The 21,464-nt window shown below is 73.1% G+C and carries 20 protein-coding genes; 7 read left to right on the top strand and 13 right to left on the bottom strand.

Features of this window, described 5'->3' with window-relative positions:
- The first annotated feature begins 45 nt into the window (after positions 1-45).
- A complete protein-coding gene (locus ACFYST_RS04315) occupies positions 46-2,805 on the top strand; it encodes an AAA family ATPase (RefSeq protein WP_387859736.1) in 2,760 nt (919 codons plus the stop codon).
- 202 nt (positions 2,806-3,007) lie between these two features.
- Positions 3,008-3,976 (top strand): helix-turn-helix domain-containing protein, encoded by a 969-nt coding sequence (locus ACFYST_RS04310; protein ID WP_387859734.1) that lies wholly within the window; start codon positions 3,008-3,010, stop codon positions 3,974-3,976.
- Between the two features lie 31 nt (positions 3,977-4,007).
- On the opposite strand, the gene ACFYST_RS04305 is transcribed toward ACFYST_RS04310, so the two are convergent.
- Both ACFYST_RS04305 and ACFYST_RS04300 read right to left on the bottom strand, forming a co-directional pair.
- Positions 4,008-4,268 (bottom strand): WhiB family transcriptional regulator, encoded by a 261-nt coding sequence (locus tag ACFYST_RS04305; protein ID WP_387634519.1) that lies wholly within the window; start codon positions 4,266-4,268, stop codon positions 4,008-4,010.
- Positions 4,269-4,275: 7 nt separating this feature from the next.
- Positions 4,276-5,250 carry an alpha/beta hydrolase gene (locus ACFYST_RS04300; protein ID WP_387859733.1) on the bottom strand — a complete coding sequence of 325 codons (975 nt, stop codon included), beginning with the start codon at positions 5,248-5,250 and terminating at the stop codon, positions 4,276-4,278.
- Positions 5,251-5,459: 209 nt separating this feature from the next.
- On the opposite strand from ACFYST_RS04300, the gene ACFYST_RS04295 reads away from it, so the two are divergent.
- On the top strand, positions 5,460-6,320 hold the full coding sequence (locus ACFYST_RS04295; RefSeq protein ID WP_387859732.1) for a LysR family transcriptional regulator: 861 nt from the start codon (positions 5,460-5,462) through the stop codon (positions 6,318-6,320).
- 15 nt (positions 6,321-6,335) lie between these two features.
- Here ACFYST_RS04295 and ACFYST_RS04290 read toward each other — a convergent pair whose 3' ends face one another.
- The 3 genes from ACFYST_RS04290 to ACFYST_RS04280 all read right to left on the bottom strand — a co-directional run bounded on the left by ACFYST_RS04290 (position 6,336) and on the right by ACFYST_RS04280 (position 9,098).
- A complete protein-coding gene (locus ACFYST_RS04290; protein ID WP_387859730.1) occupies positions 6,336-7,541 on the bottom strand; it encodes an MFS transporter in 1,206 nt (401 codons plus the stop codon).
- A gap of 174 nt (positions 7,542-7,715) precedes the next feature.
- A complete protein-coding gene (locus tag ACFYST_RS04285; RefSeq protein WP_387634531.1) occupies positions 7,716-8,138 on the bottom strand; it encodes a universal stress protein in 423 nt (140 codons plus the stop codon).
- 294 nt (positions 8,139-8,432) lie between these two features.
- Entirely contained in the window at positions 8,433-9,098 is a 666-nt protein-coding gene (locus ACFYST_RS04280; protein WP_387859729.1) for an alpha/beta fold hydrolase, read from the bottom strand.
- A gap of 100 nt (positions 9,099-9,198) precedes the next feature.
- Here ACFYST_RS04280 and ACFYST_RS04275 point away from each other — a divergent pair, with 100 nt between their 5' ends.
- Complete coding sequence (locus tag ACFYST_RS04275; RefSeq protein ID WP_387859727.1) at positions 9,199-10,173, top strand: helix-turn-helix transcriptional regulator; 975 nt, start codon at positions 9,199-9,201, stop codon at positions 10,171-10,173.
- Here the strand turns inward: ACFYST_RS04275 and ACFYST_RS04270 are convergent.
- From ACFYST_RS04270 to ACFYST_RS04255, 4 genes are all read right to left on the bottom strand, one after another.
- Positions 10,163-10,798, bottom strand: coding sequence for a LysE family translocator (locus ACFYST_RS04270; protein ID WP_387634555.1), 636 nt, complete (start codon positions 10,796-10,798; stop codon positions 10,163-10,165). The genes ACFYST_RS04275 and ACFYST_RS04270 overlap by 11 nt on opposite strands.
- Before the next feature lie 6 nt (positions 10,799-10,804).
- Positions 10,805-11,632 (bottom strand): DUF3626 domain-containing protein, encoded by an 828-nt coding sequence (locus tag ACFYST_RS04265; RefSeq protein WP_387859726.1) that lies wholly within the window; start codon positions 11,630-11,632, stop codon positions 10,805-10,807.
- Positions 11,633-11,748: 116 nt separating this feature from the next.
- Positions 11,749-13,482: an SDR family oxidoreductase gene (locus ACFYST_RS04260; protein ID WP_387859725.1), complete on the bottom strand. Its 1,734-nt coding sequence runs from the start codon at positions 13,480-13,482 to the stop codon at positions 11,749-11,751.
- Positions 13,479-14,330 (bottom strand): M24 family metallopeptidase, encoded by an 852-nt coding sequence (locus ACFYST_RS04255; RefSeq protein WP_387634563.1) that lies wholly within the window; start codon positions 14,328-14,330, stop codon positions 13,479-13,481. Before ACFYST_RS04255 ends, ACFYST_RS04260 begins: the two co-directional genes overlap by 4 nt.
- 159 nt (positions 14,331-14,489) lie before the next feature.
- On the opposite strand from ACFYST_RS04255, the gene ACFYST_RS04250 reads away from it, so the two are divergent.
- The gene (locus ACFYST_RS04250) at positions 14,490-15,710 is read left to right on the top strand and encodes an RNA-guided endonuclease InsQ/TnpB family protein (protein ID WP_387634566.1); all 1,221 of its coding nucleotides are present in this window, start codon (positions 14,490-14,492) and stop codon (positions 15,708-15,710) included.
- A gap of 40 nt (positions 15,711-15,750) precedes the next feature.
- On the opposite strand, the gene ACFYST_RS04245 is transcribed toward ACFYST_RS04250, so the two are convergent.
- Both ACFYST_RS04245 and ACFYST_RS04240 read right to left on the bottom strand, forming a co-directional pair.
- On the bottom strand, positions 15,751-16,686 hold the full coding sequence (locus ACFYST_RS04245) for a PDR/VanB family oxidoreductase (RefSeq protein ID WP_387859723.1): 936 nt from the start codon (positions 16,684-16,686) through the stop codon (positions 15,751-15,753).
- Positions 16,687-17,136: 450 nt separating this feature from the next.
- Positions 17,137-18,054, bottom strand: coding sequence for a metal-dependent hydrolase (locus tag ACFYST_RS04240; protein ID WP_387859721.1), 918 nt, complete (start codon positions 18,052-18,054; stop codon positions 17,137-17,139).
- Between the two features lie 195 nt (positions 18,055-18,249).
- Between ACFYST_RS04240 and ACFYST_RS04235 the strand changes: the two genes are divergently transcribed.
- Positions 18,250-18,801, top strand: coding sequence for a pyridoxamine 5'-phosphate oxidase family protein (locus ACFYST_RS04235; RefSeq protein WP_387859720.1), 552 nt, complete (start codon positions 18,250-18,252; stop codon positions 18,799-18,801).
- 61 nt (positions 18,802-18,862) lie between these two features.
- Here the strand turns inward: ACFYST_RS04235 and ACFYST_RS04230 are convergent, their stop codons facing one another.
- Positions 18,863-19,345, bottom strand: coding sequence for a MarR family winged helix-turn-helix transcriptional regulator (locus ACFYST_RS04230; RefSeq protein WP_387859718.1), 483 nt, complete (start codon positions 19,343-19,345; stop codon positions 18,863-18,865).
- An 85-nt stretch (positions 19,346-19,430) separates the two neighbouring features.
- Here ACFYST_RS04230 and ACFYST_RS04225 point away from each other — a divergent pair, with 85 nt between their 5' ends.
- Complete coding sequence (locus ACFYST_RS04225) at positions 19,431-20,303, top strand: haloalkane dehalogenase (RefSeq protein ID WP_387859716.1); 873 nt, start codon at positions 19,431-19,433, stop codon at positions 20,301-20,303.
- A 180-nt stretch (positions 20,304-20,483) separates the two neighbouring features.
- On the opposite strand, the gene ACFYST_RS04220 is transcribed toward ACFYST_RS04225, so the two are convergent.
- Complete coding sequence (locus tag ACFYST_RS04220; protein WP_387859714.1) at positions 20,484-21,422, bottom strand: alpha/beta hydrolase fold domain-containing protein; 939 nt, start codon at positions 21,420-21,422, stop codon at positions 20,484-20,486.
- Positions 21,423-21,464: the final 42 nt, after the last annotated feature.

Below are 21,464 nucleotides of genomic sequence, written 5' to 3'. Positions count from 1 at the left end.
CTGTGTCGGGGTGATCAGGGCCTTGACCTGGCAGGACAGGAAGAAATGGTGCACACGGGCGGGAACGGGTCGGCCGCGTCGGCGATCTTCGGGCGGGCGGCGGAGCTGGCCCGGATCGACGGCCTGCTCGGTGCGGTGCGGGGCGACGGCGCCCATGTGCTGGTGCTGACCGGTGAGCCGGGCGCGGGGAAGAGCACGCTGGTCGAGTGGGCCGCGGAGCAGGGTGCTGCCCGGGGGTTGCAGACGCTGCGGGTGCGCGGCAGCGAGGCGGAGCGCGAGCTGGCGCTGGCCGGGCTGCACCAGTTGCTCCGTCCGCTGCTGGGCGGCCTGGACGACCTGCCCGAGCGTCAGCGCGCGGCGCTGCGGTGCGCCTTCGGGCTGGACCCGGAGGGCGGGGCGCCGGCCGATCCGCTGCACCTGTGCGTGGGCGTGACCACGTTGATCACCGAGGCGGCGGCCCGGCAGCCGCTGCTGCTGGTGGTGGACGATCTCCAGTGGCTGGATCTCGGCTCGCTGGACATCCTGGCGTTCGTTGCCCGCCGACTGGACGGGGAGGCGGCGGTGATGCTGCTGGCCGCGCGCGAGGCGGGCGTGCCGGGCCGGTTCGACCGGGACTTCCCGCACCTGGTGGCGGGTCCGCTGGGCCGGGGGGACGCGGGGCTGCTGCTGAACGCCCAGCCTGTTCCGCCGACCGGGCGGGCCCGCTCGCAGGTGCTCCAGGAGGCGGCGGGCAACCCGCTGGCGCTGATCGAGCTGTCCCGGGCGGTGGCCCGCGGCACGGGCCGGCCGGGGGCTGCGCAGACCCTGCCGCTGACCCGCCGGCTGGAGGACCTGTTCGCGGCCGAGCTCCCGGGGCTGCCGCCGGAGTCCCGTGCCGCGCTGCTGCTGGTCGCGGCGGCCGGGACGTCCCGGCTCGCGGACATCGTGAACGCGTCCGCCGGGAGCGACGTGGTCGCGGCGCTGCTGCCGGCCGAGGAGGCGGGGCTGCTGCGGCTGGAGGGCGGGCAGGTGGTGCTGCGTCACCCGCTGGTGCGCTCCGCCGTCTACCAGGCGGCGAGTTTCGCCGAGCGCCGGGCGGCGCACCTGGCGCTGGCCGACGCGGCCGGGGCGGAGCCCGACCGGCGGGCCTGGCACCTGGCCGCCGGGACGGCCGGCCAGGACGCCGAAGTGGCGGACGCGCTCGCCGAGACCGCCGAGCGGGCCCGGGCCCGGGGTGGCTACGCGGCCGCGGCGGCCGCGCTGGAGCGGGCCGCCGAGCTCACCTCGGACCCGGAGCTGCACGCGCAACGCTTGGTGGCGGCCAGCAGGGCGGCGATGCTCGCGGGGCACCCGCAGTGGGCGGGCGACCTCGCCTCCCGGATCGGCGGCCTGACGGCGGACCCGGTCGCCCGGGCCGAGGGCGAGCTGATGCGGGGGTGGGCGCTGGGTCTGACGCTGCGCCACCAGGACGCGCTGGCGGCCTCGCTGCACGTCGCCGAGTCGATGGCCGGGCTCGCGCCCCCGCTCGGCGTCGGCGCCCTGGGCACCGCCGCGACCTCGGCGTACAACGCCGGCGACCCGTTCTACGGCAACGAGCTGCTGCGGATCGGCCGGCTGATCCCGCAGGAGGGGGACCCGGCCGCACGGGTCTGGTCGGAGACGACCGCCCGGCCGTTCGGCGACCGTCCGCAGGCCCTCTGGCAGCTCCACCGGGCCCGGACGCTGGCGTCGCCGGACTCGCTCGCCGACCTGGGCTTCCTGGGTGCCACGGCCTGGGTGCTGGACGAGACGGACGAGGCGGTCCGGATCCTCTGCCACGCGACGGACCTGCTGCGCCGGGCCGGTACCGCCGGTTCGAACGCCACCTTCACGCAGGCGCTGGCCCTGGCCCACGCCGAGGCGGGTTCCTGGGGGGCGGCGCAGGCCGCGGCCGAGAACGCGTACTGGATGGCCGCCGAGGCCGGGGCGGACAACGTCACCTTGGGCTCGCTGATCCTGCAGGCCACCCTGGGCGCGTTCCGGGGCGATCACCAGGGCGCGTGCGCCCGCGTCCAGGAGGCCCTGTGCGGGGTGGATCTGCGCAACTCCCGTAGTCTGCGGGCCCGTTACCACTACGCGCTGGGCATGGCCAAGGTCGTCGAGGGTGACCACGAGAGCGCCTACGTGGAGCTCCGCAACACCTTCACCCACGACTACCGGCCCGACCCGGTGCACTACCACGCCTCGCTGTACTACCTGGCCGACCTCGCCGCCGCGGCCGTTCGCGCCGGGCAGACCGACGACGCCCGGGCCGTGCTGGCGGCGGCGCGGCGCGCGCTCGGCGACGGGCTCTCGCCGCGTCTGCACGCCGTCGCCGAGCGCGCGGCGGCCCTGGTCGAGGAGAGCGACGAGGCCGCCGAGCGGCACTTCCGCGCCGCGCTGGCCGATCCGGCCGGCGACCGGTGGCCGTTCGAACGCGCCCTCACCCGGCTCGACTTCGGCGAGTGGCTGCGCCGCCACCGGCGCTCGGCGGAGGCCCGAGGGCTGCTGATCGCCGCGCTGGAGACGTTCCGGCGCCTGGACGCCCGGCCGTGGACCGAGCGCGCCGCGGCGGAGCTGCGGGCGGCGGGCGCCGCCGTTCCGCAGGGCGCGGAGCCGGCGGCGAAGGCCGAACTGACGCCGCAGGAGTTGCAGATAGCCGAGCTGGCGGCGCAGGGCCTCACCAACCGGGACATCGCCTCCCGGCTGTACCTTTCGCCGCGCACGGTCGGCTACCACCTGCACAAGGTCTTCCCGAAGCTGGGCATCAAGTCCCGGGCCCAGCTCCGGGACGCCCTCTCGGGGTGACCCTCCGTCGGCGGGCGGCCACGGCCGGTCGAACCGGCCGCCTCCCGCATGCCTGAGCGCGCACAGCACCGTGCACGCCGTGCCCGGCCGTGGCCGCCGCGGCCGGGTGAGCAGTCGGGGCGGGGGACGCTGGTGGTGAACGAGGACCGCACCCCGCAGCCGTGGGTGTCCGGTCAGGCCACGACGGAAGGCAGGGGCACGCATGACCCTCGTCCTGGACACCGGCGACGTCCCCGAGGACACCCGCCACGACGTGTGGAGCGACGCCCTTTCCCGCGCGCTCGTCCCGGTCCGGGTGACGGCCACCGCGCCCGGCCCGCTGCTCGGCAGGGTCCGCTCGCACCGCCTGGGCCACCTGCGCACGGTGTCGCTGGACGCCGGTCCGCAGCGGATCAGCCGCCCGCCGAGCCTGTGCCGCCCGGAGCCCGCCGAGCGCTTCGCGCTGGCCCTGTGCGTCCGGGGCGAGGCGGTCTTCTCGCAGGACAGGCCGACCCGGCGGCCCGGGCCGGACGAGATCATGGTGGTGGACCTGGCCCGGCCGTTCGCCCTCAACTTCCCCCAGCCGTTCCGGCTGCACCTGGTCCACCTGCCGCAGCGCACCCTCAGCGGCCCCCGGACGCTGTCGCAGCTGGCCGGCTCGACGCTCCGGCCGGACGACGGCGCGGTGTCCATGCTGAGCATGCTGCTGACCCACGTGCTGAGCGACGCCGCGCAGTTCGGGCCGACCGCGGCCGCCCGGCTGGCCGGGCACGTCGCGGACCTGGTGGACGCGATCGCCTTCGACGAGGAGCAGGAGCCGACCACCGCCCGCGACCTCCTGGTGGCCCGCGCGCTGGCCCACGTCGACGCCCACCTGGGCCGGCCCGACCTGGGCCCCGAGTCGGTGGCCCGGGCGCTGCGGATCTCCGTCCGCTACCTCCACCGCCTGTTCGAGGACGAGGAGTTGACCGTCACCCGGCTGATCCAGCAGCGCCGCGTCGAGGCCTGCGCGCGGACCCTGGAACGGCACGGCCCGTTCGGCCCGACCCTCGCCGAGGTGGCCCGCCGCCACGGCTTCGCCAGCGCCTCGCACTTCAGCCGCGCCTTCCGGACCGCCTACGGCGTCACCCCGAGCGAGTGGCGCAGCCGGCGCGGCCACCTCTCCGCGCTGCCCGAGAGCGACGCCGCCTGACCGGCGCCGCCCGACCCACGCTGGGCACGTGTCACCTCACCGTCTGCCGGTCGGCCTCCGTCAGCCCGCCCCAGATTCCGAAGTTCTGGCCGGTGCGGACGGCGAAGGACGCGCAGGTCGGGCGGACGGGGCAGCCGTCGCAGACGGACCGGGCCCGCCGCTCGCGGCTGCGGCGGGCCTCGCCCTGTTCGCCGCACGGCGAGAAGAACAGGGCACTGTCCATGCCCCGGCAGGCGGCCTCTTCCTGCCAGCCCCACTGGCTCAGCAGCGGCGCGGTGATCGGCGGCTTCATCGCGGCCTCACCCCTGCTGCAGGGCGTCGCGCAGGGTCTGCACGGCCAGCCCGATCGCGGCCCCGGCGGCCTGGGTCGGGCGCAGCGCGTTCAGCGTCACGAAGTCGTGGATCACACCCTGGAGCCGCACGGCCGTGACCGGCACGCCCGCCTCGCAGAGCTTCGCGGCGTACGCCTCGCCCTCGTCGCGCAGCACGTCGGCCTCGGCGGTGACGACCAGCGCCGGCGGCAGGCCCTTCAGGTCCTCGAGGGTGGCGCGCAGCGGGGACGCGGTGATCTCGGCGCGCTGGGTGAGGTCGGCGGTGTACTGGTCCCAGAACCACTGCATGGCGTCGCGGCGCAGGTGGTAGCCGGTCGCGAAGCCGTGGTACGACGGGGTGTCGAACGACGCGTCGGTGACGGGGTGGAACAGCACCTGCTGCACCAGCGGGACGCCTCCGCGCTTCTTCGCCATCAGGGTCAGCGCGGCGGCCATGTTGCCGCCCGTGCTGTCGCCCGCCACGGCGATCCGCCCGGCGTCCAGTCCGTTGCCCCGGCCGTCCGTGACCACCCAGCGGGCCACCGTCCAGTTCTGCTCGATCGCGACGGGGTAGCGGGCCTCGGGCGAGCGGTCGTACTCGGGGAACACCACGGCGGCGTGGGCGCCGACGGCGAGTTCGCGCACCAGCCGGTCGTGGGTGTGCGCGTTGCCGAACACCCAGCCCCCGCCGTGCAGGTAGAGCACGACGGGCAGCGGGCCGGCCGCGCCGGCGGGTTTGACGATGCGCGCCTTCACGGCGCCGGTGGGGCCGCCCGGGACGGTGACCCACTCCTCGTCCACCTCCGGCTTGGCGATCTCCCCGGACTGGGCCTCGTCCACCGCCCGGCGGCCCTCGGCGGGCCCCAGTTGGTACAGGTACGGCGGGTTCGCCGTCGCCGTGGCGAGAGCCTGCGCCTCCGGTTCCAGGACCGGCCGCCGGCCGACCGCGTTCGCGTCAGTCACGGCGCGCTCCCTCGAAGTTGGACTTGGGTTTCGCCCCACCCTAGGAACGCCACGCGCCCCGGCTTGTCCGACGACGCACCCGCCCCGCGCGGTCCGTGCACAGCTGTCGCCCGCGACGACGCCTGCCGGAGGTCACCGTACGGCCACCTAACCTTGACCGCGAGAGGCCCGGGAGACAGCTCCCGGCTGCGAGGACGGGGTGGAGCGCGATGGAACTGCGGCAGCTGGAGGTCGTCGTCGCGGTGGCCGAGGAGGGCGGCTTCACCGCGGCGGCGCGGCGGCTGCACGTCGTGCAGTCGGCGGTGTCCGGCACCGTCCGCGCGCTGGAGAAGGAACTCGGCGTCCAGCTCTTCGAACGCACCACGCACCGCGTCACCCTGACGACCGCCGGCGCGGCGTTCGTCCCCGCCGCCCGGGCCGCACTGCGGGCGGCGGATCTCGCCCGGGCGACGGCGGACGAGGCGCGCGGGGTGCTGCGGGGCGTGCTCACCATCGGCACCATGCAGGGCGTCTGGCTGGGACTCGACCGGGTGCTCGGCGAACTGCGCGCCGAACACCCGGGGTTGACGATCCGGCTGCGCCAGGCCGCGGCCGTGGACATCCGCGCCGGGCTGCGCGACGGCACCGTGGACGCGGCGATCGTCGCGTTCGACCGCCAGCAGCAGCGTGGCCTGACGGTGCGCTCGCTGGCCTGCGAGGCGATGGTGCTGGCCGCCGCGCCCGGACGCGCCTTCGAGCTCCCCGACCGGGTGCGGTTCGAGGAGCTCGCCGGGCTGCCGTTCGTCGACTTCGCCCCGGGCTGGGCGGTCCGGTCCGCGGTGGACCGGGCGTTCCGCACCGCCGGCGTCGAACGGGCGGCGGTCTTCGAGGTCAACGACATCGTGGCCGCCGCCGAGTTGGTCCGGCACGACCTCGGGGTGTGCGTCCTGCCCGAGTCGATCGCCGCGCACTTCCCCGACCTGGCCCTGCGCCGCTTCACCCGCGGCCAACCCCGGTGGGACGTCGCCGTGGTGTGCCCCGCCGGGGAGCCGACGCCGGCCGTGGCGGCGCTGCTGCGCCACCTCGGCTGACGTCCGGTCTCTCCTTCAGCTCACGGCGCCCTTCCGGTCCGCCGCCCAGTGCACCAGGGGCAGCAGCGGCAGCACCGCGGTGAACCCGGCGACCGCCCACCAACCGCCCGCGTGGTACGCGACGGTGCCGAACTCCGAGCCCAGCGCGCCGCCGAGGAAGAAGGTGGCGATGAAGACGCTGTTCAGCCGGGCCCGGGCACCCGGGTCGAGCTGGTAGACCACGTGCTGACCGAGGATCAGCGTGGTCTGCACGGCGACGTCCAGCACGATCGCGGCCAGCGCCAGCAGCACGATGCTGTGCGCCCCGAGACCCGCGAGCACCGCGCTCCCCGACGCCACCAGCAGCGCCGCCCCCGTCAGCGGCCGGCCGAATCCGCGGTCCGCCCAGCGCCCCGCCAGCGGGGCGACCAGCGCGCCCGCCGCGCCGACCAGCGCGAAGATACCGACACCCGCCTCCGAGTACCCGAACGCCGGACCGGTCAGCTGGAACGAGACGGTCGTCCAGAAGGCGCTGAACGACCCGAAGACCGCCGCCTGGTACAGCCCGCGCTTCCACAGCGCCGGGTGGGTGCGCACCAGCCGCACCGTGGAACGCAGCACCTGGTGGTACGGCAGGTCGGTGGTGGCCGCGTGCTGCGGCAGCGCCCGGTACAGCGCGAAGCCCAGCAGCGCCGTCAGCACCGCCGAACCGAGGTACACCGTCCGCCAGCCGGCGGCGCCCGCCACCAGGCTGCTCAGCGTCCGCGACAGCAGAATGCCGGTGAGCAGCCCCGCCATCACCCGCCCCACGATCCGGCCCCGCTCGTGGTCCGGGGCCAGACCGGCGGCGAACGGCACGAGTATCTGCGCCACCACCGAGGTCGCACCACTGACCAGCGAGGCGGCCAGCAGCACCGCGAAACTGCCCGCCGTCCCCGCCACCGTCATCGCCACGGTCGTGACGCCCAGCAGCAGGGCCACCAGCCGCCGCTTCTCGATCCGGTCACCGAGCGGCACCAGGAACAGCATCCCGATCACGTAACCGATCTGGGTGACCGTCACCAGCGCACCCACCGTGGTCGTTCCGACCTGGAACACCTCGGCCAGCCGCGCCAGCAGCGGCTGCGCGTAGTACAGGTTGGCGACCGTCATGCCGGTGGAGACGGCGAGCAGCGCGACGAGCCAGCCCGGCACGCCTTCCTGCGCGCGGTGGGTTGTAGTGGTGGTCGATGAGGTGGCCATGGCTGCCTTCCCGGGTGGTTGCGGTTCAACGGCTGCGACGATCGCAGCGCACAGGTGTATGAGCGCCCGGGGCCGGCCCGCGCTTCCCGTCCGATCGCGATGATCGACGACAACTGTCATCTCCATCCGCGATGACCGATCGCGTGCGGGCAGGCCCCGGCGCCCCGGACGCCGTCAGGCGGCGTCCGGCACCAGCAGGACCGGCACGTGCGAGGCATGGCCGACCGCGTCCGAGACACTCGGGTTGAACCAGGACGCGACGATCCCCCGGTGGTGCGGACTGAGCACCACCAGGTCGGCCCCCACCCGCTTCACCGCGTCGGAGATCACCTCCGGCACCTGCCCCCGCATCCCGTCCACCAGCTCGCCGTCGACCTCCACCCCCGCCTCCCGCAACACCCGCACCGACTCGTCCAGCACCCGCCGGGCCTCCTCGTTGTCCTCCAGCGTCACCAGACTCGTCCCCACCACCACGGTCGGCGCGAGATGCAACACATGGACGCTCGCCCCGAAGCGCCCCGCGAGATCGGCAACCGTGGCAACGGCGCGCACCCGGGCGTCGCTGTCGTCGACGGCCAGAACAATGCGTGTGAACACGTGAACTCCCTCTGAACCACTCGAACTTGAAGCCTCCACCCTAGAAACGCACCCCGCCCCGGTTGTCCCCACCACGCACCCACGCCCCTCGGTCCGTGCACACCTGGCAGACCATGTGGCACAGGTCACAGGGCGAGCTCCATCTGGGGTGGGATCCGGAAGGCGGAGGCGTTGCTGTCGCTGTTCGAGCAGGTGGTGAATCTGGTGCGGCGGCATGCGCCGGGTGCGGCGATCGCGTTCAACAGCGGCGTGAGCGACAGCGTGGAGGCCGCCGAGCGTTGGCTGTGACCGGCGTCAGGTCAGGTCGGCGAGGAGGTGGGCGAGTTCGGTGGGCTTGGTGAACATGGGCCAGTGACCGGAGTCGAAGTCGAGGATCTCGACGTGCTTGGCGGCGGCGAGTTCGGGGGCCTGGCCTGCGGCGATCCAGGCGCGGACCTGGTCGGGGGTGTATTCGGGGCTGACCATGGTGATCGGGACGTCGTAGCGGCGGGGGTCGGTCAGGTGGACGAGGGCGCGGGCGACGCCTTCGGGGACGGGGATGGCGTTGGCGGCGATCTGCTGCCGCAGGCTCTCGTCGATGTCGGCGGCGTCGGGGCCCTCGAAGGGTGCCCAGCCGGGGAACGGCATGACGCCGTCGCGGATTTCGAAGAGGTCGGCGTAGAGCTGGCCGTCCGCCTGCGGGAAGCCGCCGACCAGGACGAGTGAGGCGATCCGCTCGGGCCGGGCGTCGGCGGCCATCCAGCCGAGGGTGCAGTTGGCGGAGTGGACGACCACCATGACCGGTCCGGAGGCGGCGTCCACCGCGGCGAGGACGGCGGCGAGTTGCTCGTCCAGGGTGGTGGAAACCGTGGCCGGAAGGGTCAACGGCCGGGGCTGGTGGCCGAGTTCGCGGAGGGTGGGGGTGACGGCATGCCAGGCGGTGCCGTCCAGCCAGAGGCCGCCGATGAGCAGGATGTCCATGGTGAGCTCCCGAAGTCGAGGGGGTGTGATCCAAAGGCTAGGTGCGGTTCAGGACGATCTGCTTCCTGATTGTCGGAGGGCCGGGCCTAGGCTGGCGGACGTGACGACAGGAACGAGCCCCACCGCCCGCGCGCTGCGCACTCTGGAGATCCTGCGGGCCCGGCCGGGCACCACGTCGGAGGAGTTGGCGGAGCGGCTCGGGGTGACGGACCGGGCGGCGCGGCGCTATGTGGCGATCCTGCGGGAGGCGGGGATTCCGGTGGAGTCGGAGCGTGGCCCGTACGGCGGGTACCGCTTGCGGCGGGGGACGCGGCTGGCGCCGGTGGCGTTCACCCAGGCGGAGGCGCTGGGGCTGGTGATGGCGGTGCTGGACGGGCGTCCGGCGGCCGGTGAGCCGGGCGATCCGGTGGGGGCGGCGCTGGACAAGGTGGTGCGGGTGCTGCCGGAGGAGGTCGGGCGGCAGGCGGCGGCGTTGCGCGAGCATGCGGCGGCGGCGCCGGATCCGTGGGCGGTGTACCCGGATCCGGGGGTGGTGAACACGCTGGTGGAGGCGGTGGCGGCGCGGCGGCGCGCGGTGATCGCGTACCGGAGCGCGGGCGGCAACGAGTGGCGGGCGGAGGTGGATCCGTGGGCGGTGGTGGCGCGCCGGACCCGCTGGTACCTGCTGTGCCATTCGCACCGGGCGGGCGCGACGCGCACCTACCGGATCGACCGGGTGCTGGCGGCCGAGGAGACCACGACGGGGTTCCGGATGCCGGACGACCTCGACCCGGTGGCGCTGCTGGAGGAGCATCTCGGCTCGGGCTGGGCCTTCCCGACGCACGTGCTGTTCGAAGCCCCGCTCGACCGGGTCGCGCCGTGGATCAACGCGCCGATGGGCCGGCTGGAGGCGGCGGGCGAGCGCTGCGTGCTGCGCGGCAGCACCCGCAACGCGGCGATGTACGCCCAGGAGTGGCTGGCGGCCGTCCCGTTCGACTTCCGGGTGCTGGGCGGCCCGGAGCTGCGGGCGGCGGTGGCGGCGGCGGCGAACCGGCTCGCCGCCGCCGCGGCGGAACCCGAGGGCCTCAGTCGCTGAGCGCGAGCTTGACGCCGAAGCCGAGGACGGCGGTGCCGGTGACCCGGTCGAGCATCCGGCGGGCGGCGGGGCGGCGCAGCCAGCCGCGCAGGGTGTGGGCGAAGCCGATCAGGACGGCGGACCACAGGGTGCCCTCGATCACGTGAACGGAGGTGAGCAGGACACCGGCGGGCAGGTGCGCGACCCCGGCGGGGATGAACGGGGGCAGCACGGCGACGTAGAACACGCCGACCTTCGGGTTGAGCAGGTTGGTGAGCGTGCCGCGCCGCCAACCCGCCCACCAGCCACCGGGGTTGTCACCCTCCTCGGATTCCGGAAGGGCCTCCTGGTGGCGGTTGCGGAACATCTGCACGCCCATCCAGAGCAGGTAGCAGACGCCGGCCCAGCGCAGCGTCTCGTACGCGGCGCGGGAGGCGGTGAGCAGCACGCTGAGGCCGGCGGCGGAGGCGGCGCCCCAGATCATCGTGCCGGTCTGGATGCCGAGGACGACGCCCCAGGCCTGTCGGCGCCGGCCCAGGGCGGCGGTGCGCAGGATGAGGGCGGTGTCGAGGCCGGGGGTGAGGGTGAGCAGGCCCACGACCAGGGCGAAGGAGGCGAGGGGCGCGGCCATCAGGGACAGGTCCATGGACTGTCAGCCTACGGGCCGGCCGAATCGGGCCAGGCAGTGCCATACCTTCTTGAGTTCCTGCGGGTCGTGCTGCCCGCTGCGGACGGCTGCGCCGATGACGGCGGGGTCGAGCACGCCGTCGTGGGCGATCTTCGCGCCGAGGGCGGTGATGTGCGGGCCCCGGTAGTCGGCGTACTGCTCCAACTCGTGCGCGAGCAGCCGGTGGCCGGGGTGCCATTCGAGGCGGCAGGGCAGCGCGCGGGCGGCGGTCTCGACGGCGGTGCCCCGGTAGCAGGGGTCCAGGACGAGCGCGTCGAGGTGGTCCAGTATCCGTACGGTGCCGTGCAGTTGGGCTTCGACGTAGGCGTCCAGCAGGTCCTGTTCGTCGGCCTCCGCCAGGGCGATCAGGGCCATCGCGTCGGCGGTGCCGAAGTGTTCGGGTTCGAAGACGCTGTCGGGGTAGCAGAAGGTGGCCCGGTTCAGGGTGTCGGGTGCGAGGCGGAAGTGCGCGGAGCCGAAGCGGGGTGCGCCGCCGTAGGGGCTGCGGAGGTGGTTGAGCGCGCCGTAGACGGGGCGGCGCTCGACGGGGGCGTCGTCGTAGGCGCCGCCGAAGATCCGGCTCTCCCACGTCCAGCGGTCGCCGCCGGGGTGGGCGGTGAGGCCGCCGTTGCTGGTGCCGGTGGAGAACTGGGAGCGGTACACGCCGTCCCGGGCGAGAGACTCGAGGATCGGCACTCCGTCGAACTCGCGGTCGGGGTGGAAGTTGAGCGTGACGTCGATCCCGGCGGGCAGCGGGTCGCCGCTGCTGAGGGCGGCGACGTGCCGCAGGGCTCGGGTTTCGGGTGTGTCCATGCACGGCAGTCTCGCGCCATGACGCGGGCGCGGCCAAGCCGGTTTTCCCCGCGCAGGCGGGCGCGGCGCGGCCGGTTCCCCCACCGGCCGCGCGGCGCCCGCCAACTACCGCTTCCTCACCCGGCGTTGATCCGGGCCGCCGCGCGGAGCAGTCCCGGGCTGAGCCGGCCGAGCAGCCGGGCGGCCTTGGCCTCGATCGTGACGGGGACGACGGCCTTGCGGGTGCGGACGGCGCGGACGATCTCGGCGGCGACCTTCTCCGGCGGGAAGCCCCGGCGGGCGTACATCTTGGACACCCGGGCCTGCTTGGCGGCCTGTTCGTCCTCGCCGAGGCCGGAGAAGGTGGTGGTGCGGGTGATGTTGGTGTTGACGATGCCGGGGCAGATGGTGGAGACGCCGATCCGGTGCGGGGCGAGTTCGGCCCGCAGGCAGTCGGAGAGCATGTACACCGCCGACTTCGAAGTCGCGTACGCGGCAAGCACCTTGGACGGCAGGTAGGCGGCGGCGGAGGCCAGGTTGACGATGTGTCCGCCCTGGCCGTGGTCGACCATCAGTTGTCCGAAGGCGCGGCAGCCGTGGATGACGCCCCACAGGTTGACGTCGAGGACCCGCTGCCACTCCTCCTCGGTGGTCTCCAGGAACGTCCCGGAGTGGCCGATGCCCGCGTTGTTGACCACCACGTCGGGCACCCCGAAGTCGGCGGCGACCTGCTTGGCGAACGCGTCCACGGCCGCGCCGTCGCTCACGTCCACCTGGTACGCACCGGACTTGACGCCGGACAGTGCGCACAGTTCGGCGGTGCGCTGCGCGGCGGGCAGGTCGCGGTCGCAGACCACCACCCGGGCGCCCTGGTCGGCGAAGGCCAGCGCGGTGGCCCGGCCGATGCCGCTGCCGCCGCCGGTGACGACCACCAACTCGCCGCCCTCGGACGGCTCCTGGCGCACTGCGCCGTGGTCGCGGGCGGCGAACTCGCGGACCAGCGCGGCGACCTGTGGGCCCTTCTCCAGCAGCGCCGACCAGTGGGTGGCGTTCAGGGTGCGGCGGGTCAGCCGGGGCACCCACTGTTCCAGGCCCTCTGAGAGGAACTCCGAGACGTAGCGGTCGCGTTGCAGGGTGATCAGCTGGACGGGCACGTCGGTGTGGCGTTCGCGCGGCCGGGCGACCGAGGGGCGCATGTTGGCCCGGTACAGCTCGATGCCGCGCACGGCGTCCTTGGCGAGGGTCCGCTGCGGGTGGCCGGGCCGGGGGCGGACGGCCTCCAGGTCCTTCAGCACCCGGGGCCACAGCCGGGCCAGTCCGAGCTTCCACGCGGCGGGCGCGACCACCGGCAGGTGGAACAGGCCGATGTACCAGGAGTGCAGGCCCTGGCGCAGCAGTTGGGAGACGTGCCGGGGTGTCGGGCGGCGCAGCCGGTGCCGGATCCAGTGGCCCATGTGGTCCAGGCACGGGCCGGACATGGTGGTGTAGCTGGCGATCCGCCGGTACGAGCCGGGGGCGGTGATCGCCTCCCAGGACTGCACGCTGCCCCAGTCGTGCGCGACCACGTGCACCGGCCGGTCGGGGCTGACGGCGTCGGCGACGGCGAACAGGTCCTGTCCGAGCAGCTCCAGCCGGTACTCCTCCCGCCCGGCCGGCACGCCGGACGCGCCGGCGCCGCGGGTGTCGTAGCGCACCACGTGGTGGTCGGCGGCCAGGTCGGCGGCCACGTCGTCCCAGACGCTGTGGTCGTCCGGGTAGCCGTGCACCATCAGCACGGTGGGGTGCGCCGGGTCGCCCTGCTCGTACACGGCGAGCTTCAGCCCGCCGGAGTCGACGGTGCGGCGACGGATCTCGGTGCTGCGGCCGGTCATACGGTGCCCTCCTGGAGTGCCCAGCGCCGCACGTGCGGCAGGTCGTCGTCGAGCCAGTACGCGTCCTCGTCGGTGACCACGAGGAGTTCCTCGAACTTGATGCCCACCTCGCGGAATCCGATGTGCGGTTCCACCGCCCACAGTCCGGGCGTCGGGGCGTGCCGGGACGCCTTGCCGCCGGCCCACAGCGGGGAACGGCCCTCCAGGCGTTCCTTCACCAGTTCCCGTCCGAGGGTCTGGAGCGTCCGCACGCCGAACCCGAACAGGTTCACCCCGGCCGGGCCGCGGGCGGTCATCCTGGTCACCTGGTGGCCGATCACCCGGCCCGGGTACACCTGGTGCCGGTTGTCGTAGCCGTGCTCGGCGATCTGCGCGTCCACCGCCGCGTACACCTGGTCGAGCGTCTTTCGCGCCTTCACCTCGCGCAGGATCAGCTCCCGGTACACCCGCAGGTCTTGCGCGAGCCGGTCCCACACCGGGTTCTCGCCGACCTTGCCGCCGTACCCGATGTCGGCGGTGTAGCCGTCCACCACCGGCGCGCAGTCCAGCACGTACGGCATGCCCTCCTTCAACACCCGTGAGCCCGCGAAGAACTGCAACGGGGTGTGGAAGTGCCGGAACGCCGTCCGGTCGCCGAACCAGGCGAACGGCACGTGGAAGAAGTCCTGCACCCCTGCCTGCACCAGGCTGCGCCGCAGCTTCGCGGTCGCCTGCCGCTCGGTGACGCCGGGCTCCATCCACGCCGCGACCTGCTCCGCGCAGTGGTACGCCAGCTGCTGCACTTCCCGGAACTTCGCCAAGTCCCGCTCGTCGAACGGGAATCGGGGCATCTGTCCGCGCTGCTTCATCAGGGTCCTTTCGTGGATACCCCCGGCTTCAGCCGAGGCAGGAATCGAAACTCCCGCACAGCGGGGCAGGGGAAGCCGAACCGCCGCCAAGGTGGCACGGCTAACCGGTAGTTGATGCCGCGTCATGTAGTCACACGCAGAAGTGTTAACGTGTGAGACATGGCTACCACTCACGTGAAGCGGGCTTTCAAGTTCCGCTTCTATCCGACGGATGCGCAGGCGGCTGAGCTGTCGCGCACGTTCGGGTGCGTGAGGCTCGTGTACAACAAGGCGCTGGCCGCCCGGTCCGAGGCGTGGACGATGCGTCAGGAGCGGGTGAACTACAACACCACCTCCGCGATGCTGACGGAGTGGAAGCGGACCGAGGAGCTGGCATTCCTGGCCGAGGTCTCGTCGGTGCCGTTGCAGCAGGCCCTGCGCCACTTGCAGGGGGCGTTCGCCAACTTCTGGGGGAAGCGGGCGAAGTACCCGACGTTCAAGTCGAAGAAGAAGTCCCGCAGGTCCGCCGAGTACACCACCAGCGCGTTCCGCTACCGGGACGGCCGGCTGACCCTGGCGAAGATGACGGAACCGCTGGACATCGTGTGGTCCCGTCCGCTGCCGGAGGGGCAGTCGCCGTCCACGGCGACCGTGTCGCAGGACGCGGCCGGACGCTGGTTCGTCTCCCTGTTGTGCGAGGACCGGCCGTCGATGCCCGCACCCGTCAACGCGGCCGTCGGCGTCGACGCCGGGATCACCAGCCTGGTGACGCTCTCCACCGGCGAGAAGGTCACCAACCCGAGGCACGAGCGCGCCGACCGGGAACGCCTGGCCAGGGCCCAGCGGGACCTCGCCCGCAAAGCGAAGGGCAGCAACAACCGGGAGAAGGCCCGCAGGAAGGTCGCCCGCATCCACGCGCGGATCGCCGACCGGCGCAGGGACTTCCTGCACAAGCTCACCACCCGACTCGTCCGTGAGAACCAAACGGTCGTGATCGAGGATCTGACGGTCCGCAACCTGCTGGGCAACCGTACGCTCGCCCGCGCGATCAGCGACGCGAGCTGGACCGAGCTGCGGACCATGCTGGAGTACAAGACCGAGTGGTACGGCCGCGAGCTGATCACCGTCGACCGGTGGTTCCCCAGCTCCAAGCTGTGCTCGGCCTGCGGAACCACCCGCGCGAAAATGCCTCTGAACGTCCGCGAATGGATGTGCGACTGCGGTGCGGTCCACGACCGGGACGTCAACGCGGCACGCAACATCCTGGCCGCCGGACTGGCGGCAGCAGCCTGTGGAGACGGTGTAAGACCTCAACGGAGCACTCCGGGCGGGCAGTCGTCAATGAAGCAGGAAGTCGTCCCACCGCCGCGCATCCGCGCAGCGGCTCAGCCGCGAGGCTGAGGGGAATCCCCGGCCTTCAGGCCGGGGAGGAAGTCAACGCTTACACCTCCAGCACGAGGGTCTCGCCCTCGGCGGCTCGGGACACGCACGGCAGCATCAGACCCTCGGCCCGCTGCTCCCCGGTCAGCCTGCGGTCGCGGTGCTCGGGCGTCCCGGACGCCACCTTCAGCACGCACGTCCCGCAGAAACCCTGCTTGCAGGAGTACGCCAGGTCCGGCTTCAACTCCCTTGCCACGTCCAGCGCGGAACGGTCCGCCGGGACGGTCACCGGCTCCCCGCCCTCCCCGAGCCGGATCGTGAACGGCCGCCCGTCCACGATCGGCGCGGCGCCGAACCGCTCGAAGTGCAACGACGCCGCGGGCGAGGCGTCGAGCGCCCGCTGCACGGCACTCAGCATCGGCGCCGGGCCGCACACGTACACCGCGGCGCCCCGCGAGGCGTGCGAGAGCAACTCGGCCGCGTCCGGCACTCCGTGCACGTCGTCGGTCCGCACCTCCACCCGGCGCGGGTCGAGCGCCTTCAGCTCCGCGGTGAACGGCAGCGCGTCGGCCGTGCGGCCGGTGTGGATCAACTTCCAGTCGATACCCGCGTGTTGGGCCGCCCGGGCCATCGGCAGCAGCGGCGTGATCCCGATCCCGCCGGCCAGGAACAGCACCTGCGGCTCCCCACAGAACGCGAACCCGTTCCGGGGCCGCCGCACCCGCAACCGCATCCCCACATGCACCTCGTCGTGCACCTCCACCGACCCGCCCCCGCCATCGGCGATCCGCCGCACCGCGACCCGGTACCCGTGCCGATCTGCCGGATCCCCGCACAGGGAGTAGTGGCGCTCCCGCCCCGAGGGCAACGTCACCAGCACCCGCGCACCCGGCTGCCACTGCGGCAGCGTCCCGCCCGAGGGGTCGGCCAGTCGCAACTCCACGACGCCCTCGGCAATGACCTGGTGCGACGTCACCACCAGGTACAACGGCGGCACCCCCCGCGACTCCCCCCGCCGGGGACTCCGACGCAACCCCGGCCGCCCGAGCGCCGGACTGTACCAATCACCGAACGCGGTCAGCCGGGCAAACATCCGATCGGCCCGGGGGCGGCCGTAAAGGTCGGGCGGCGGGGTTTCGAGATCCATGGGGGTACGACTCCGGGTGCTCTCGGGGGTGGAAAGAGAAGGGCGGGGAGAGAAGGGTTGCGAAAGCAGGTGGGCGCGAAGACAGGGGCGCGGGGAACGGCGCGAAGGGGAACGAACGCGTCCGGAAGATCCGTGCTCCGACAGCCAGTTGCACGTGGACGGCCCCCATGGGCGTGCACCCTTTCGCGTGGGCCGCAACCAGGATTCGAGTGCTCCAGGACCCCGGATCTTTCCGAAGTCCCGTTCCCCTTCGCACAGTTCCCCGCGCCCCTGGTTGTGCTCTCCCTGGTCTCGCAACGCTTATCGCGTCGCGGCAGCCCTTGCCGCAGGCGACTTCGCCAGATACGCGAGCGCCTGCGAAGAGCTGCCCTCGTTCGTGGGGTGGTACCCGGGGCTGAAGTACCGCAGCGCCGACCGCACGAACCGGGCCGGTTCGGGGAGCAGTCCCCGCCTCGCGGCTTTCTGGGCCTCCCGCCAGGTCGGCACCACCCTCCCGTCCAGCGACGGGTCGGCGGCGAGCATGAAGCGCGCACCCCGGATCCACAGGTGGACCAGCAGCGGCCCGGAGACGGCCATGCCGCGGATGCGTCGCAGGTAGCCGGGGTCGAGGTGCCGCATCAAGTCGTAGGCGACGCTGCGGTGTTCGACTTCTTCCGCGCCGTGCCAGCGCAGCAGGTCGACCATGGTGGGGTCGGCCTTGGCGCGGTCGAGGCCGGGCGAGTTGAGGGCCCAGTTGCCGAGGAACGCGGTGAAGTGTTCGATCGCGGCGATGAAGGCGACCCGTTCGATGATGTTCTCGCGGCGCTGGCGCGCGTTCAGTCCGGGCTTGTCGCCGAGGACGCGGCGGAACAGCCAGCTGATCTGGCGGACGTACGGTCGCGGGTCGAGGCCCTGCCCGAGCAGGTGGTCGAGGACTTCCTGGTGGGCCTCGGCGTGTATCGCCTCCTGGCCGATGAATCCGAGGACCTCCTCCCGCAGTTGGTCGTCGCGGATCAGCGGCAGCGCTTCCTTGAACACCTTGACGAACCACCGTTCGCCCTCGGGAAGCAGCAGGTGCAGCACGTTGATGGTGTGGGTGGCCATCGGCTCGTCGGGGATCCAGTGCAGGGGGAGCTGCGACCAGTCGAAGTGGACGTCGCGGGGTTCGAGGACGAGGTTGTCGTGCACGGACGCGGACTGCCCGGGCCGAAGGCTGCGGGAGGGGGTGGGGCGCGGCATGGGGGTGCCTCCTGTACCTGCGACTGGGGGGCTGACGGAGCGGCGGGCCGGCCTCCGGGGAGTCCCGGTGGACCCGTGGGCACAGGGGCAAACTACTCGCGGGTAGCGGGCCCGACAAGAGGTTCGGCAGTTCTTATCAACATTGAGTCTAATAAGCGCTCGATAGGGTGACCCGAAGCCACCCCGGGAGACGCCTTGACCGACCGCACCGAACCCGGCCCGCTGGTCCGGGCCCTGATCGCCCATCCGGTCCTCGCGGCCACCACCTACCCGCCCCCGGACCCGGCCACCCCTGCCGACCCGGCCGCCCTGTTCACCGCCTGGCTGCTGGACGCCCTCGCGGCGGACGTCCCGGACGCGCAGGTGATGACGCTCTCCACGGTCGACGCCGAGGGCCGCCCGGACGCCCGGGTGCTCGTCCTGCGCGACATCGACCCGGCCGCCGGCGCCTGGCACTTCTGGACCGAACCCGACTCCCCGAAGGCCCGCCAACTCGCCGCCCACCCGGACGCCGCCCTCACCGTCTACTGGCCCCACCCGGGCCGCCAGGTCCGCCTCCGCGGCCCCGTCCGTCCCGCACCGGACTGCACCACCCCCTCCCCCACCCTCCGCTGCTACGCCCTGCACGCCGTCACCGCCGAGCTCTGGCAGGCCTCCCCCGACCGCAACCACCAGCACCTCCACCTCACCCGCACCGCCACCGGCTGGACCTCCACCAACTGGACCCCCACCGACATCCCGGGCTGACCCACCACCGCCCGGCCGACCGGGATGCACCGCCACACCGCGCCGAGGGCACGCGGCTTGTTCACATGTCCTGGCCGTGGTGGTGCACAAGGACAGCGAGGAGTCGGGCCAACTGCTCGCGCTCCTGAGGCGTCAGTGGCGCGAGCACCTCGTTCTCCGCTTCGGTCAGCAGTTTGTCCAGCTTCAGCAGTTGGCGGCGGCCCTGCCGGGTGAGGGTAATGACGTTCTGGCGGCGGTCGGCGGGGTTGGGCGAGCGTTCCACCAGTCCGCGATCGGCCAGCTCGTTGATGACCGCGACCATGTCACTGCGGTAGATCCTGGCGCGGGAGACCAGTTCTGCCTGGCTTGCGGGTCCGAACTCGTCCAGTGTGGCGAGTACCGCGAAATGCCACTTGCGGGCGCCCTCCCGCACCAGCTTCTCGTTCACCAGACGATCCGACTGGATCGCGGCCAGCGACAGGAGCCGGGTCCGCAGATTCCACAGCCGCGCGGCAGTGGCCTGCCGGTCGGCCGAACGAGCCGTGTCGGGCGGGTAGTTGCCCATGCCCATATCCCTTGCGCTAGTCACACTAACAAAATACTCTGCCCGGCGATGGAATGTTAGTGTGACGAACCAATAGGAGGACGTCATGCCGGTGGCGGACGTACTGGACTCGACGATGTTCTACGAGGAGGCGGGCAGCGGTACCCCCTTCGTCTTTCTGCACGGCAACCCCAGCTCGTCCCACCTGTGGCGCAAGGTGCTGCCCGAACTCGACCTGCCCGCCCGCCTGCTCGCCCCGGACTTGATCGGCATGGGCCGCTCCGGCAAGCCCAACGTGCCGTACCGGTTCGCCGACCACGCCCGCTACCTGGACGACTGGTTCGACCAGCTGGGCCTGGACGGGGTGGTGCTCGTCGGCCACGACTGGGGCGGCGCACTCGCCTTCGACTGGGCAACTCGCCACCCCGATCGGATCCGCGGCATGGCCTTCTTCGAAACCATTGTTCGGCCGATGTCCTGGAACGAGCTGGGCGACGGACCGCGCTCGCGTGCCCAGGCCATGCGCGGACCCCAGGGCGAGACGCTGGTGCTGGATCAGAGCGTCTTCCTGGAGTCGGCCTTCACCGGAGGCGTGCTGAACCCGGTCAGCGAGGCGGACATGCAGCCCTACCGGGCGCCGTACCCCACTCGGGAAAGCCGCCGCCCGGTGCTGGAGTGGGCACGCTCGCTACCGCTGGACGGGCAGCCGACCGATGTCGCCGAACGGGTCGAGCAGTATGTCGAGTGGCTGGCCGACAGCGACGAGGTCCCCAAGTTGCTGCTCACCTTCGACTCCTCGCCCACCCTGCTGATCGGCAAAGAGATGGCCGACTGGTGCGCGGAGAACATTGCCGCGCTGGAAACCCGGCACTGCGGACCGGCCGGCCACCACGCCCCCGAGGACCAACCCCAGGCCATCGCCGACGCGATTGGCGCGTGGGCTCGGCGGCACACTCTGACCGACGATCGGCCACGCTGATCACCCAAGCGGTTGCTGAGCCGGCCACCGGGCCCCTTGATCGCGACGACACCGCAGTGGTGCTGCCCGCCATCTCGGCGAGAAGAACCTCATGAGGCGCGGATCCACGTCTCGCGAATCCTGCGAGCGGACCGAGCGGGCCGAGCACACCAGCCACCCACCTGACGTCCGACGCCCGCGTCACCCCGCCAGCAGCCGCCCCAGCCACCCGCGCCGGGCCGCCACCGCCGCGTGGCTGACGGCGGCGTGCGGGGCGAAGGTGTCGAAGCCGTGGCAGGCGCCCGGCCAGACGTGCAGTTCGGCGTGGCCGCCGTGCTGCCAGAGGGTGTTCGCGTAGGCCACCACCTCGTCGCGGAAGGTTTCCGCCGAACCGACCTCCAGGTACGCGGGCGGCAGGCCCGCCAGTGAGGTGGCGCGGGCGGGCGCGGCGTACGGCGGGACGTCGGCGGTGCCGCGAGCCGGGCCGAGGGCGGCCTGCCAGGCGGTGGCGTTGGAGGTGGCGTCCCAGGTGTCGTGGCCGGCCAGTTGGCGGGCGGACGCGGTGCCGCCCCGGTCGTCGAGCATCGGGCTGAGCAGGAGTTGACCGAGCGTCACCGGCCCGCCCTCGTCCCGCAGCAGCAGTGCGAGCGCGGCGGCGAGGCCGCCCCCGGCGCTCTTGCCGGCGAGGACCACCCGCGACGGGTCGATCCCCAGCGCGTCGGCGTTGGCCACCGTCCAGCGCAGCGCCTCCCGGCAGGCGTGCAGCGGCTGCGGGTAGGTGGCGTCCGGTGCGAGCGGGTACTCCGCGGACACCACCGCGAGGCCCAGCGGCTGCGCCAACTCCCGCAGCACGCGCGGCAGTACGGAGTACGCGTTGCCGCCGATCAGCCCGCCCCCGTGCAGGTAGAAGAGCACCGGCAGCCGCCCGCGAAGCCCGGTCGGCCGCGCCCACACCACGCCCTCGCCGACGCCCACCTCGAAGCGGCCCCCGTCCGTCAACTCCCGCAGCCCCGGCCGTGGCCGGACCCCCGCGTCCGCCCGCTGCCACTCCCGCAGCCGCTCCGGCGTCAACGGCGCCGGGACTCCGCCCCGGGCCGCCACAGCGGCAGCGACCGCCGGATCCATGTACGCCTCGCGCATCAGCGCCCCTCCCCATCGACACTCCAACGAATATGACTGACC

Source organism: Kitasatospora sp. NPDC004614 (assembly GCF_042873675.1).
Lineage (GTDB): Bacteria > Actinomycetota > Actinomycetes > Streptomycetales > Streptomycetaceae > Kitasatospora.
Note: the sequence above shows the minus strand (reverse complement) of the source record. Positions and strands in the feature narration are given on the sequence as shown.

Bases quoted from the DNA above. Each gene is read 5' to 3' on its own strand.
- ACFYST_RS04265 (WP_387859726.1), bottom strand. From the start codon at position 11,632: ATGGACACACCCGAAACCCGAGCCCTGCGGCACGTCGCCGCCCTCAGC.
- ACFYST_RS04295 (WP_387859732.1), top strand. From the start codon at position 5,460: ATGGAACTGCGGCAGCTGGAGGTCGTCGTCGCGGTGGCCGAGGAGGGC.
- ACFYST_RS04280 (WP_387859729.1), bottom strand. From the start codon at position 9,098: ATGGACATCCTGCTCATCGGCGGCCTCTGGCTGGACGGCACCGCCTGG.
- ACFYST_RS04230 (WP_387859718.1), bottom strand. From the start codon at position 19,345: ATGGGCAACTACCCGCCCGACACGGCTCGTTCGGCCGACCGGCAGGCC.
- ACFYST_RS04305 (WP_387634519.1), bottom strand. From the start codon at position 4,268: ATGAAGCCGCCGATCACCGCGCCGCTGCTGAGCCAGTGGGGCTGGCAG.
- ACFYST_RS04270 (WP_387634555.1), bottom strand. From the start codon at position 10,798: ATGGACCTGTCCCTGATGGCCGCGCCCCTCGCCTCCTTCGCCCTGGTC.
- ACFYST_RS04250 (WP_387634566.1), top strand. From the start codon at position 14,490: ATGGCTACCACTCACGTGAAGCGGGCTTTCAAGTTCCGCTTCTATCCG.
- ACFYST_RS04315 (WP_387859736.1), top strand. From the start codon at position 46: ATGGTGCACACGGGCGGGAACGGGTCGGCCGCGTCGGCGATCTTCGGG.
- ACFYST_RS04220 (WP_387859714.1), bottom strand. From the start codon at position 21,422: ATGCGCGAGGCGTACATGGATCCGGCGGTCGCTGCCGCTGTGGCGGCC.
- ACFYST_RS04310 (WP_387859734.1), top strand. From the start codon at position 3,008: ATGACCCTCGTCCTGGACACCGGCGACGTCCCCGAGGACACCCGCCAC.
- ACFYST_RS04290 (WP_387859730.1), bottom strand. From the start codon at position 7,541: ATGGCCACCTCATCGACCACCACTACAACCCACCGCGCGCAGGAAGGC.
- ACFYST_RS04240 (WP_387859721.1), bottom strand. From the start codon at position 18,054: ATGCCGCGCCCCACCCCCTCCCGCAGCCTTCGGCCCGGGCAGTCCGCG.
- ACFYST_RS04255 (WP_387634563.1), bottom strand. From the start codon at position 14,330: ATGAAGCAGCGCGGACAGATGCCCCGATTCCCGTTCGACGAGCGGGAC.
- ACFYST_RS04225 (WP_387859716.1), top strand. From the start codon at position 19,431: ATGCCGGTGGCGGACGTACTGGACTCGACGATGTTCTACGAGGAGGCG.
- ACFYST_RS04260 (WP_387859725.1), bottom strand. From the start codon at position 13,482: ATGACCGGCCGCAGCACCGAGATCCGTCGCCGCACCGTCGACTCCGGC.